The organism is Rhizobium oryzicola (assembly GCF_030504645.1).
In the GTDB taxonomy this organism is placed as follows: Bacteria; Pseudomonadota; Alphaproteobacteria; order Rhizobiales; family Rhizobiaceae; genus Neorhizobium; species Neorhizobium oryzicola.
This window is the reverse complement of record NZ_JAUKWQ010000001.1, coordinates 217191-229641: the sequence shown is the minus strand read 5'-3', so window position 1 is coordinate 229641 and position 12451 is coordinate 217191. Positions and strand designations below refer to the sequence as shown.

Sequence of the window (12451 nt, the reverse complement as noted above, 5' to 3'; positions counted from 1 at the left end):
GGCGGCTTTTCTGCTTCGGCACTTCGGCAAGCCTCCGCAAAACTTTTGGCGCCAAACGTCCCCCTGCCTCAAACCTGTCTTACAATGGCGCTTCGCCCCCAGAGGGTGCGAGCGTTCTTTGACAAGAGAAAATCCGGGTCAGCCCTTGGAAACCATCCGGGCCTTGATGGTGTTCATCACAAAACTGGTCTCGATCGTATCGACGCATTTCAGCTTGGCGATCTTCTCCTTGATGAAGCGCTCATAATCTTCGAGCCCGCTGCTCATGACCTTCAGCACATAATCGCGGGAGCCCGTGACGAGATGGCATTCGAGAACCTCATCCCATTCCCTCACCGCGTTCTCGAACATCTGGATTTCATCGTCATGCTGGCGACTGAGCCGGATCGAGGCAATCGCCGTCATCGTCCACCCTTCCACCGCCGGGTCAATGACGGTCGTATAGGCGCGGACGACGCCGCTTTCCTCCAGCCGTCTGAGGCGTCTCAAACAGGCGGATGCCGACAGCCCCACCCGGTCTGCCAGATCATTGTTGGTGATACGGGCATCGCGTGCCAGTTCGCGCAAGATTTTCCGGTCCATTTCATCTGCAATTTTCTGCGTCATATTCTTGCTCACCCAGCAATAAGTTGCGCCATTGAAATCAACTGCACTGCAAATAGCAAGAACAGGCCAAGGAACTTCCTATAATCTGCGATCACAGCAAGGATCACATCACGGAGGAGAGACGATGACCGCACCGCATCCACCCCGCACCCATATCGGCAATCACGCTTTGCATCCCGAAACACAGATGCTGAACTATGGCTACGACCCGGAACTTTCCGAAGGCGCGGTCAAGCCGCCGGTCTTTCTGACCTCCACCTTCGTGTTCAAGTCTGCGGAAGACGGGCGGGATTTCTTCGATTACGTCTCTGGCCGCAAGGAGCCGCCGGCCGGCAAGGCGGCGGGTCTCGTCTACTCCCGCTTCAACCACCCCAACAGCGAGATCGTCGAGGATCGCCTCGCGGTCTATGAGCGCACCGAAAGCTGCGCCCTGTTTTCCTCCGGCATGTCGGCCATTGCCACCACGCTGCTCGCCTTCGTGCGCCCCGGCGATGTGGTGCTGCATTCGCAGCCGCTCTATGGCGGCACGGAAACGCTACTTGCGAAGACGCTGCTCAACATGGGCATTTCCGCCGTCGGCTTTTCCGACGGCGTGAGCGAGGAGGCGATGCGGACCGCCGCCGAACAGGCCCTGGGCAAGGGTCGCGTGTCCGTCATTCTGACCGAGACGCCGGCCAACCCGACCAATAGCCTGGTGGATCTGGCGGCGATCGGCCGCGTCGCGGATATGATCGCCACCAAGCAGGATCATCGTCCCATCATTGCCTGCGACAACACGCTGCTTGGCCCGGTCTTCCAGCGACCGATCGAGCATGGCGCTGACATCTCGCTCTATTCACTGACGAAATATGTCGGCGGCCATTCCGACCTGATTGCCGGTGCTGCCCTTGGGTCCAAGGCCGTGATGAAGCAGGTGAAGGCGCTGCGTGGCGCGATCGGCACCCAGCTCGATCCGCATTCCTGCTGGATGCTGGGCCGTTCGCTGGAAACGCTGCAGATCCGCATGGAGCGCGCGAACAGCAACGCGAAGTCCGTGGCGGATTTCCTGCGCGATCATCCAAAGGTCGAGACCATCCACTACCTGCCCTATCACGAGGCGGGTTCGGCCACGGCGCGGGTTTTCGCCACCCAGTGCAGCGGCGCGGGCTCAACCTTCTCCTTCGATATTGCGGGCGGGCAGCCGGCAAGCTTCCGCTTTCTCAATGCCCTGAAGATCTTCAAGCTGGCAGTCAGCCTGGGTGGTACGGAATCGCTTGCCTCGCATCCGGCCACCATGACCCATTCCGGCGTGCCGGTGGAGGTGCGCCAACGCATCGGCTTGCTGGACTCCACCATTCGCCTGTCGATCGGCATCGAGCACCCGGACGACCTGATTGCCGACCTAGCGCTTGCGCTGGACGAGGCGTGACAAAGTTCTTGCGCGTCTTCGCCGCCTGGGACATTGCGCTCAACATAAAAAAGGTTCGCGGTTGATGCCGCGAACCTTTGTTTATCGAAGCCCTCGGAGGGCGCTTTCAACCTTGATCAGGCGCGAAGCACGCCGCCGGTGGTCTTCTCGACACTGCCGACGATCTTCTTCGTCAGCGCATCGAAATCCTCATCCGTGAGGGTCTTGTCGGTCGGCTGGATCAGCACTTCGATCGCAACCGACTTCTTGCCCTCGCCCACAGACGCGCCTTCGAACACGTCGAACACGTTGACGCCCGAGATCAGCTTGCGGTCGGCGCTTGTGGCGGCCTTGATGATGGAACCCGCATCGACCGCCTTTTCCACCACGAAGGCGAAGTCACGCTTCACCATCTGGAAGGGTGAAAGCTCAAGTGCTGCCTTGGTGCGCGTCGCCTTCTTCTTCGGCTCCGGCATGGCATCGAGATAGACCTCAAAGCCTGCCATTGCGCCGGAGACATCCAAGGCCGAGAGCGTGTTCGGGTGGAACTCGCCGAAATGGCCAAGCACGACCTTCGGGCCCATCTTGATCGTGCCGGAACGGCCCGGGTGATACCAGGCGGGACCGCCCTGCTCCACCTGCACATTGGCCATTGGCAGGCCGCAGGCTTCGATGACAGCCAGCGCATCGGCCTTGGCATCGAAGACATCGACCGGCTTGCCGCCGCCCTTGGCGGCATTCGACCAGGACCGGCCGGCACCAGCCAGCGACGCGGTACCGCGGCGGATGCCACCGGCGACACGACGCTGCTTGTCCGGCGTATCGCCTTCATAGGTGCCGGACACTTCGAAGATCGCCACATCGCCGTAGCCCTTGTCGGCATTGCGCTGGGCAGCCGTCAGGAGACCCGGCAGCAGCGAGGGGCGCATGTCCGACATGTCGGCGGCGATGGGGTTTGCCAGCTTCAGCGCCGGGCTGCCGCCGCCGAACAGCTTTGCCTGATCTTCCGGAATGAAGGACCAGGTGACGGCTTCCAGCATGCCGCGCGAGGCAAGCGCCCGCTTGGCGGTGCGGGTGCGGATCTGCAGCGTCGTCAGGATGCGGGCGTTCACCGTTTCCTTCGCCGGAAGCGGTTCGGGCTTGATGTTGTCAACGCCGTGGATGCGCATGATCTCTTCCACGAGATCAGCCTTGCCATCCACATCCGGGCGCCAGGAGGGAACCGCCACTTCGGCACGGGCATCATCGCCGGACAGGATCTCGAAACCGAGGCCGGTCAGGATCTCACGGCTTTCCTCGACGGAGACAGTCAGCCCGGTCAAGCGCTTCACTTCAGAGAAGGGGAAGTCGACGGTCTTGCGATCATGACCCTTGTAGCCGGCGACCTTTGCCTTGGCTGGCGTGCCGCCGCAGAGCTGCACGACCAGTTCGGTGGTGCGCTCGAGACCCGGCATCATGTATTCAGGATCGACGCCACGCTCGAAACGGTAGCGCGCATCGGTGATGATGCCGAGCGAACGGCCGGACTTGGCGATGTTGATTGGGTCCCACAGCGCGGATTCGATCAGCACGTCAGTGGTGTTTTCATCGCAGCCGGAATGCTCGCCGCCCATGATGCCGCCGATCGATTCGACGCCATTGTCATCGGCGATGACGACCGTGCTGGGGGTGAGCTTGTAGGTGCGGGTATCGAGCGCGAGGATTTCCTCGCCGTCCTTCGCACGGCGCACCACGAGATTGCCCTTCACCTTGGCCGCGTCGAAGACGTGCATCGGGCGGCCCTGGTCGAAGGTCATGTAATTGGTGATGTCGACCAGCGCGTTGATCGGGCGAAGGCCGATCGCCTTCAGGCGCTGTTGCATCCAGGCGGGGCTCGGACCGTTCTCGACGCCGCGCACAAGGCGAAGCGCAAAGCCAGGGCACAGGCGCTCGTCATCCAGATCGATCGTGACGGTGACCGGCGTTTCGCCATCGATGGTCAGCGACGGCGTTGCCGGCTGCTTCAGCTTGCCGAGTCCGGAGGCGGCGAGATCACGGGCGATGCCGAAGATGCTGGTGCAATCCGGGCGGTTCGGCGTGAGGTTGATCTCGATAACCGGATCATCAAGACCGGCATAGGAGGCAAAGCTGGTGCCGACGGGCGCGTCTTCCGGAAGATCGATGATGCCGTCGTGGTTGTCGGAGATGTTGAGCTCCTTTTCAGAGCACATCATGCCATGGCTTTCAACACCACGGATATTGCCGACGGACAGCGTCACATCAATGCCGGGCACATAGGTGCCAGGACGCGCCAGCGCACCAACGAGACCGGCGCGGGCGTTCGGTGCACCGCAGACGACCTGCACCGGTTTGCCGTCACCCGTATCGACCATCAGAACCTTCAGCCGGTCGGCAGACGGGTGCTTTTCGGCGGAGATGACCTTGGCGATGACGAAGGGCTTGTAAGCGGCGCGATCATCGACATCCTCGACTTCGAGGCCGATTGCGGTGAGCCGCTCGCAGACCTGCTCCAGGTTTGCGTCCGTATCCAGATGTTCCTTCAGCCAGGAGAGCGTGAATTTCATTAGTTTTACCTCTGGCTTTGTTCGTCCAATTGGTCGCGGGAACTCGACGATTCCCACTTGTAGCCTTTTTCACCGGCGCCATCACCGACCCAGGAAATGGCGACTAATGTAGGTTCGACAAGGAATTCAATTCCGTAGTTTTCCTTATCAATCATGTCCCGCGGGCTGCGCCGGTAGCCAACAATATTGCCCTGTCGATAGGAGACATCAGCTTTGGATTCGTGAAGGGCTAAATACGCACCACGTGCTAAGCTCGATTCCACATGATGCTCCGCAACCACCCATGATCCCGTCCAGAACCGGCCCGACTCGTCGGCAATTACACCACGGTCTTTTGAACAGACAAAATGATAGCCAACAACAACATCGCCACTACGAGAGCGCAAATTTGTGAGACCAGGTTTGGTTTTAATTGGATTTCGCGACGCAAGCTCAGCGGAACACATTTGCTCGACGTCACGGTTACCAAGACGCCTAGCATTGTCTCTCAGCGTTTCAAGCTTCTTCTTGTCCCAAGCTCTGAGTTGAGCGTGTGTATATGTAGGTGTCTTCGTTGGCATGACTAGTTGTCTCTAAACGCTCAAACCGCCGAACAGGGTCGGCATGTCGAGCGGGCGGAAACCGTAATGGCTCATCCAGCGCACATCGGCGTTGAAGAAGTCGCGCAGGTCAGGCATGCCGTATTTCAGCATGGCGATGCGGTCGAGGCCCATGCCCCAGGCAAAGCCTTGATACTCATCCGGATCAAGCCCACCGGCGCGCAGCACGTTCGGGTGCACCATGCCGCAGCCGAGGATTTCCATCCAGTCCGTACCCTCGCCGAACTTGACGATCGGTCCGGAAGAGCGGTCGCACTGGATATCCACCTCGAAGCTCGGCTCGGTGAAGGGGAAGAAGGACGGGCGGAAGCGCATGGTGACGCTGTCCACCTCGAAGAAGGCCTTGCAGAACTCTTCCAGAATCCAGCGCATATTGCCAACATGGCTCTTCTTGTCGACGACCAGCCCTTCCACCTGATGGAACATCGGCGAATGGGTGGCGTCCGAATCCTGGCGGTAGGTCTTGCCGGGAATGATGATGCGGATCGGCGGCTTCTGGGCTTCCATGGTTCGTACCTGCACCGGCGAGGTATGCGTGCGCAGAACCTTGCGCTCGCCCTTTTCATCCGGCTGGAAGAAGAAGGTGTCGTGCATTTCGCGGGCCGGATGGCCCTCGGGGAAGTTCAGAGCGGTGAAGTTGTAGTAATCGGTCTCGATATCCGGACCTTCGGCAATCGAAAAACCCATGTCTGCGAAGATCGCGGTGATTTCATCAACGATCTGGCTGATCGGATGGATGCGGCCCCGCTCGGCAGGCGAGGAGCGGACGGGCAGCGTCACGTCCAACGTTTCAGCGGCAAGGCGGGCATTGATGGCCGCATCGCGCAGCACCGTCTTGCGGGTGGTGAGCGCCTCGGTCACATCATTCTTCAGCGCGTTGATGGCAGCACCGCGGGTCTGGCGCTCTTCCGGGCTCATCGCGCCCAGCGTCTTCAGGAGTTCCGAGACGGAGCCCTTCTTGCCCATGGCGGCCACACGAACCGCCTCCAGTGCGGCCTCATCGCCAGCCGCTTCGATATCGGCGAGAAGTGCGCCCTTCAAACTGTCGAGATCGGACATCGTTGTCTTTCCTGCCCCTGATGTATTTTCGAGCTATGCAGCCCGCCCGTGACGCTGCCATGAAAAAACCCGCGCCGGCCCTGCCAGCGCGGGTTTCCCAACAATAATTCAATAAGCTTGGGAAGCGCTGGCTTAGTTAACCGCGCTTTCAAACTCGTTGGCCGTACCGGCTTCCTTGAGGTATTCGAGAGCCTTCTTGGAGGCTTCGACCAGCGCGCCGAAGGCAGCCGGCTCATGGATCGCCATGTCGGACAGGATCTTGCGGTCAACTTCGATGCCAGCCTTGTTCAGGCCGTCGATGAAGCGGCCGTAGGTCAGGCCGAATTCGCGCACAGCAGCGTTGATACGCTGAATCCACAAAGCGCGGAAGTTGCGCTTCTTGACGCGGCGGTCGCGCGTCGCCATCTGGCGCGAACGATCAACCGCAGCCTTAGCTGCGCGGATGGTATTCTTGCGGCGGCCGTAGAAGCCCTTGGCTGCCTTGAGGGTCTTGGTGTGCTTGGCGCGGGAAGTTACGCCCCGTTTTACGCGTGCCATGTCATGATCTCCTTAACTGTTCCAGAAAGCGAATAGGTCTTAGAGACCGTTCGGCAGGTAGTTCTTGATGACCTTCTTGCCGTCGGGTTCGGCGAGGATCATCGTGCCGCGTGCATCGCGGATGAACTTGTTGGAACGCTTGATCATGCCGTGGCGCTTGCCAGCAGCTGCTGCAACGACCTTGCCGGTCGCCGTGATCTTGAACCGCTTCTTGGCGGAGGACTTCGTCTTCATCTTGGGCATTTTGCTACTCCATAGACTTTGTATCGAAGCGGGCTGACGAAAACCTGCTTCAAGCATTAAGAACGGCCTCGGCATGCCCTGCCGGACCGTTCGGACGCGCGCTTATACATATGGGTGATAAAAAGCGCAATGGGGGAAACACATTTGCCCGCATCATCGGCCACAGTGCCAACCTGCGGGCTGTACCGGCCTCACTTGGGGGCCAGTACCATCATCATCTGGCGGCCTTCCAGCTTCGGCTCGGCCTCCACCTTGGCAATCGCTGCCGTATCTTCCTTCACCTGGATGAGCAGCTTCATGCCCAGCTCCTGGTGCGCCATTTCGCGGCCGCGGAAACGCAGCGTCACGCGAACCTTGTCGCCATCTTCAAAGAAGCGATTGATCGCCTTCATCTTCACCTCATAGTCATGGGTGTCGATGTTCGGGCGCATCTTGATTTCTTTGATTTCGACAATCTTCTGCTTGCGGCGCGCTTCGGCAGCCTTCTTCTGGTTGGCGAATTTCAACTTTCCAAGATCAAGGATCTTGCAGACCGGCGGATCATTGTTAGGCGAAATCTCGACCAGATCGAGTCCCGCCTCTTCCGCCATCTTCAGCGCCTGATCTGTCGGCACGATGCCGAGGTTTTCTCCCTCTGCGTTGATCAGCTGAACGCGAGGGATGCGGATTTCCCGGTTTGAGCGCGGCCCGTCCTTGACTGGAGCGTCGGCTTTGAAAGGTCTGCGAATGGTCGTATTCTCCTCGAACTATTTCGAATTGCGCATGCGATCACACTAAAGTCCGCGCGCAGCGGGCAATGTCGACAATGACGCGGCGAAGTCAATAGCATAATCTCTTTGGAAAATCACCAGCTGTCGGGCGCTCACGAATCTGTTTTATAGCGATTTCGAGACGACTGGAGACGTTTTATGACAATGCCCGCAACAGAAGCCGCCTATTCGACCCTGACGGTCGGCACCGGAACGGATGCGAGAGAGATCGCCGTCCTGTATCGCGCAGCCCAGTCCGGCACGTCCGGTCCCATGCTGGTCTGGCTCGGCGGCTATCGTTCGGACATGGCGGGCACCAAGGCGATCGATCTGGATGGCTATGCGGCGACACGAGGACTTGCCTGCCTGCGGCTCGACTATTCCGGCCACGGGCGCTCCGGCGGGGCATTTGCCGACGGCACAATTTCGCGATGGCTGGAGGAGTCGCTCGCTGTCATCGCGGCCCACCCGGCGCAAGAGGTCATCCTCATCGGCTCTTCGATGGGTGGGTGGATCAGCCTGCGCGCCGTACAGGAGTTGAAGAAAACAGGCGCACCCAAGGTGCGCGGCCTGGTGCTGATCGCCCCCGCCCCGGATTTCACGATCGACCTCATCGAGCCGGCCCTGACGGAGACGGAAAAGCAATCACTGACGGAGAGAGGCTACTTCGAGGAGCCATCCGCCTACAGTCCGGAACCCAACATCTTCACGAAGGCTTTGCTGGATGATGGTCGCAAGAACCAGGTCTTGACCGGCATCATCGAGACCGGCTGCCCGGTTCACATCCTGCAAGGCATGCGCGATGACGACGTCCCCTATCGCCACGCCTTGAAGCTGACGGAATTCCTGCCCGCGGATGATGTGGTGCTGACGCTGATCCGGGACGGCGACCACCGCCTGTCGCGCCCACAGGACCTGGAGCGGATGCGCGCAGCGCTGGATGAGATGACCAAAGGCTGAAGGCGCGAAGGGTTTATGACGCGTATCTAAAATGTGTCAGTTTTAACCATAAACGCCATCAGTCGCCGTTAATACTCTGTTCATAATTGACACCCCACCCCAGACGATCTTAACGTTTCGTTAGGATTTTAAGGGACGGGTCCATGATGAATGCCCTGAAGGCGCGGCGTGTAGCCGTACTGCTCGCTGTTGTGCTTGGCTCTGCCTCGGCTGCCATTCCGGCGCCACGGCCGACGGCGAACATGGTGACAGGCAATGTGACCTCCCAGCCAATCGGGCATTACGAGTTCTGCCAGCGCCATGCGGATGAATGCAATATTCGCTTCGGTTCGACCACCCCGGCGAAGGTGACCTCCTACGGATGGGATATGATCCATCAGGTCAATTCCTCTGTGAACCATCGCATCACGCCCAAGACCGACATGGAAGTCTACGGCCAGGAAGAATATTGGGAATATCCCGTGGATGCTGGCGACTGCGAGGATTACGCGCTGCAGAAGCGTAAAGAACTCGCCCAAAAGGGCTTTTCGCTGTCCGATCTTCTCATCACGGTCGTACGCAAGCCGGATGGCGAAGGTCATGCGGTATTGACGGTGCGGACCACCGATGGCGACTTCGTGCTCGACAACCTGACCGACGACGTGAAGATCTGGTTCGACACGCCCTACACTTTCCTCAAGCGTCAGGCTTCATTCAATACGGGCCGCTGGGTCACCATCGAGGATGGTCGCGAAGTTCTCGTCGGCGCTCTACGCTGAGCCCGCACAAAAGTCACATACACAAAGGCCGGCAATGCCGGCCTTTGTTGTCTTAGGGCAATGCTCCCCAACTACATCGTTGTCGCACCGTATACCGGCCCTTCGCGTTAGGCTCAGGGCGTTCGTCGCTGCAATCGATTCACTGGATCGATTGCTCGGCCTTCGGCCAAGCGCTCCTCACCCATTCCCAATCAGGATACCGGCCGCCAGCACCAGCGAACCACCAAAGACGACCTGGAAAACGGCGCGCAGGAATGGCGTTTCCATATACTTGTTCTGGATAAAAGCGATCGCCCAGAGTTCAAAGAACACGACGAGCGCTGCGACGATGGTCGCCGTCCAGAAATGTGGAATGAGATAGGGCAGCGCATGGCCAAGACCGCCGATCGCCGTCATGATGCCGCAGGCAAGGCCGCGCTTTAGGGGTGAGCCGCGCCCGGAGATCTTGCCATCATCATGCGAGGCTTCGGTAAAGCCCATGGAAATGCCGGCACCGACTGACGCCGAAAGTCCGACCAGGAAGGTCGACCACGTGTTCTGCGTGGCGAAGGCGGCGGCAAAGATCGGCGCCAACGTAGAGACCGAGCCATCCATCAGTCCCGCCAGCCCCGGCTGAACATAGGTCAGGATGAACTGCCGCCGTTCGGTTGCCTCTTCTTCTGTCTTCACGGCGTCAGGCGTGTACTTTTCGCCCAGCATATGAGCGATGTCGCTATGCCCTTGCTCAGCCAGCGCCAGATCACCCAGCAATTGGCGGGTGGAAGCATCCGTTACCCGCTTTGCCGCTTCCGTGTAGAAGCGATAGGCCTGATCCTCCATCTGTTCCGCCTGGGCACGGATTGTTTCCAGCGACAGGTTCGAAATCAGCCAATCCGGCTTGCGCTGATAAAAACCCCGCACATGTTCCCGCCGGATCAAGGGGATGTCATCACCAAATCGCTGCTGAAACTGCGCAATCAGCATGTTGCGGTGGGTTTGCTCCACCTCGGCCATTTCGCGAAACACCTTGGCCGATTCCGGCGCGTGCTCGGAAAGCGTCTTGGCATAGGCCTGATAGATGCGCGCATCCTCCTCCTCGGAGGATATCGCGAGCGCAAGAATTTCAGCTTCGCTGAGCGAATCGAAGGGACGACGACCACTGGTCCTGAAGAGCTCGAACATAACCACCAACCTTTTTAGAATTATTCTAATCTAGTCAGCCGTCCGCGAAAAGCAAGTAAAAGCTGCATGACACTTTCCCGAGGCCGTCGGATTCGACAAATTTGCATTTGCTCATGCAAGGGCCGCAATCAATGGAAATGCATCCTTGCGAGGCCCGTAACAAAATGATTTACGGATGAAGGAAAGGCGTAAGCCTTTGTGAGGAGGGGATATCATGAACCGCAGAGACTTCTTCCGCCAGACCGGCACGGTCGGTCTTGGCGCAGCCGCCACGGCCACGCTTGCAGCACCGGCGATCGCTCAGGAAAATCCGCAGATCAATTGGCGGATGACATCGTCATTCCCGAAGAGCCTGGACATCATCTACAACGCTGCCACCGAAATCGCCCAGAGCGTCTCTGAAGCGACCGGCGGTAAGTTCCAGATCCAGGTTTTTGCCGCAGGCGAAGTTGTGCCGCCACTGCAGGCTGCTGATGCGGTGTCCGCCGGAACCGTGGAGATGGCCCATACCTGCTCCTATTATTATGTGGGCAAGGACCCAACCTTTGCGCTTGGTACCGCCATTCCGTTCGGGCTCAATGCGCGCCTCACCAATTCCTGGTTCTCGGTCGGCGGCGGCAATGAACTCATGAACGAGTTCCTGGCCGGCTATAATCTCTACGCGCTTCCGGCCGGCAATACGGGTGCGCAGATGGGCGGTTGGTTCCGTAAGGAAATCAAGACCATCGACGACCTCAAAGGCTTGAAGATGCGCATTGCCGGTCTTGCCGGCCAGGTCATGACCAAGGTTGGCGTGACACCCCAGCAGATTGCCGGTGGCGACGTTTATGCGGCGCTGGAAAAAGGCACGATCGACGCGACCGAATTCGTCGGCCCCTATGACGACTACAAGCTCGGCTTCTATAAGGTCGCGAAATACTACTACTACCCGGCCTGGTGGGAAGGCGGCCCGACCGTTCATGCCTTCTTCAACCTGGAGAAGTTCAAGAGCCTGCCGAAGACCTATCAGCGGATTCTGACGGATGCCTGTGCCCATGCCAATGCCAACATGCTGGCCAAGTATGATGCGCAGAATGCCAAGGCTCTGCGCCAGTTGGTGGCGGAAGGAACGGTTCTGCGGCCATTCAGCCAGGATATCCTCGACGTCTGCTACAAGGCAGCGCAGGAGACGTATGCAGAAATCAACGCCAAGAACCCGGCGTTCAAGAAAATCTATGACAGCCAGCAGGCCTTCAAGAAAGACGGTTATCTGTGGCTGCAGATTGCCGACTACAGCTTCGACACGTTCATGATGATCCAGCAGCGCAACGGCACGCTCTGATCCGTATAATCAAGCTATTGCCGGGGAACCGATTTCTCCGGCAATGGTTTCATGCGGGAAACTAATCTCACGTCTGATCCAATCCTGTCATACTGGCGTAATTCGTCTTTTGGCAGTCCGATTGACCGATCGGCAATCGAATGGGAAAGGGCGTGTATAGCGTGAGATTTCTTCTGGTCGGCCCGGCCTCCTTTATCGATGACGAAACAGCGGCTGCCTGGGCCCAGGCCGAGATCACACTGGAGGGGCCTGTTACGCCGGACCGGCTGACCGAGACACTGTCCGGGGACCATTGGGATGGCGCGATCGTGGACGTGCGTTACGACGCAGATACGCTTCTTAATGTGATCGAACTCTTCGACAAGGCCGCCATCCCGGCTCTCTTCGCGAGCCCGGCGAGCTTTGCTGCTCAACAGACTGGCGGCTATATTCTTTCGTCCGACCCTGCTGATATCGAGTCCATTGTCGGCCATCTGGCTGAGGACGGAAAACCGACACTCCATTAAC

13 protein-coding genes are annotated in these 12451 nt (G+C 59.0%); 5 read left to right on the top strand and 8 right to left on the bottom strand.

Annotation, left to right across the window (positions count from 1 at the left end; all coding sequences use genetic code 11):
- Positions 1-138: 138 nt before the first annotated feature.
- Positions 139-606, bottom strand: a complete 468-nt coding sequence (locus tag Q2T52_RS01135) for an Lrp/AsnC family transcriptional regulator (RefSeq protein ID WP_302074844.1) — start codon at positions 604-606, stop codon at positions 139-141.
- A 124-nt stretch (positions 607-730) separates the two neighbouring features.
- Between Q2T52_RS01135 and Q2T52_RS01130 the strand changes: the two genes are divergently transcribed.
- Positions 731-2014: a cystathionine gamma-synthase family protein gene (locus Q2T52_RS01130; protein WP_302074843.1), complete on the top strand. Its 1284-nt coding sequence runs from the start codon at positions 731-733 to the stop codon at positions 2012-2014.
- A 116-nt stretch (positions 2015-2130) separates the two neighbouring features.
- Here Q2T52_RS01130 and pheT read toward each other — a convergent pair whose 3' ends face one another.
- The 6 genes from pheT to infC all read right to left on the bottom strand — a co-directional run bounded on the left by pheT (position 2131) and on the right by infC (position 7723).
- Positions 2131-4557 carry a phenylalanine--tRNA ligase subunit beta gene (gene pheT / locus Q2T52_RS01125; RefSeq protein ID WP_302074842.1) on the bottom strand — a complete coding sequence of 809 codons (2427 nt, stop codon included), beginning with the start codon at positions 4555-4557 and terminating at the stop codon, positions 2131-2133.
- A 5-nt stretch (positions 4558-4562) separates the two neighbouring features.
- Positions 4563-5117 carry a hypothetical protein gene (locus Q2T52_RS01120; RefSeq protein ID WP_302074841.1) on the bottom strand — a complete coding sequence of 185 codons (555 nt, stop codon included), beginning with the start codon at positions 5115-5117 and terminating at the stop codon, positions 4563-4565.
- Between the two features lie 12 nt (positions 5118-5129).
- Complete coding sequence (gene pheS, locus Q2T52_RS01115) at positions 5130-6215, bottom strand: phenylalanine--tRNA ligase subunit alpha (RefSeq protein ID WP_302074840.1); 1086 nt, start codon at positions 6213-6215, stop codon at positions 5130-5132.
- 132 nt (positions 6216-6347) lie between these two features.
- Positions 6348-6752, bottom strand: coding sequence for a 50S ribosomal protein L20 (rplT, locus tag Q2T52_RS01110; protein WP_302074839.1), 405 nt, complete (start codon positions 6750-6752; stop codon positions 6348-6350).
- A 39-nt stretch (positions 6753-6791) separates the two neighbouring features.
- Complete coding sequence (gene rpmI, locus Q2T52_RS01105; protein ID WP_139675803.1) at positions 6792-6995, bottom strand: 50S ribosomal protein L35; 204 nt, start codon at positions 6993-6995, stop codon at positions 6792-6794.
- A gap of 191 nt (positions 6996-7186) precedes the next feature.
- Positions 7187-7723 carry a translation initiation factor IF-3 gene (gene infC, locus Q2T52_RS01100; RefSeq protein ID WP_302075991.1) on the bottom strand — a complete coding sequence of 179 codons (537 nt, stop codon included), beginning with the start codon at positions 7721-7723 and terminating at the stop codon, positions 7187-7189.
- Positions 7724-7903: 180 nt separating this feature from the next.
- On the opposite strand from infC, the gene Q2T52_RS01095 reads away from it, so the two are divergent.
- Together Q2T52_RS01095 and Q2T52_RS01090 are read left to right on the top strand one after the other, a co-directional pair.
- Positions 7904-8704: an alpha/beta hydrolase gene (locus Q2T52_RS01095; RefSeq protein WP_302074838.1), complete on the top strand. Its 801-nt coding sequence runs from the start codon at positions 7904-7906 to the stop codon at positions 8702-8704.
- A 242-nt stretch (positions 8705-8946) separates the two neighbouring features.
- Positions 8947-9462 carry a transglutaminase-like cysteine peptidase gene (locus Q2T52_RS01090; protein WP_436799496.1) on the top strand — a complete coding sequence of 172 codons (516 nt, stop codon included), beginning with the start codon at positions 8947-8949 and terminating at the stop codon, positions 9460-9462.
- A gap of 177 nt (positions 9463-9639) precedes the next feature.
- On the opposite strand, the gene mbfA is transcribed toward Q2T52_RS01090, so the two are convergent.
- Positions 9640-10623, bottom strand: a complete 984-nt coding sequence (gene mbfA / locus Q2T52_RS01085) for an iron exporter MbfA (RefSeq protein ID WP_302074836.1) — start codon at positions 10621-10623, stop codon at positions 9640-9642.
- Positions 10624-10837: 214 nt separating this feature from the next.
- On the opposite strand from mbfA, the gene Q2T52_RS01080 reads away from it, so the two are divergent.
- On the top strand, positions 10838-11944 hold the full coding sequence (locus Q2T52_RS01080) for a TRAP transporter substrate-binding protein (RefSeq protein WP_302074835.1): 1107 nt from the start codon (positions 10838-10840) through the stop codon (positions 11942-11944).
- A gap of 152 nt (positions 11945-12096) precedes the next feature.
- The gene (locus tag Q2T52_RS01075) at positions 12097-12450 is read left to right on the top strand and encodes a hypothetical protein (protein WP_302074834.1); all 354 of its coding nucleotides are present in this window, start codon (positions 12097-12099) and stop codon (positions 12448-12450) included.
- The last annotated feature ends 1 nt before the right edge of the window (position 12451 follow it).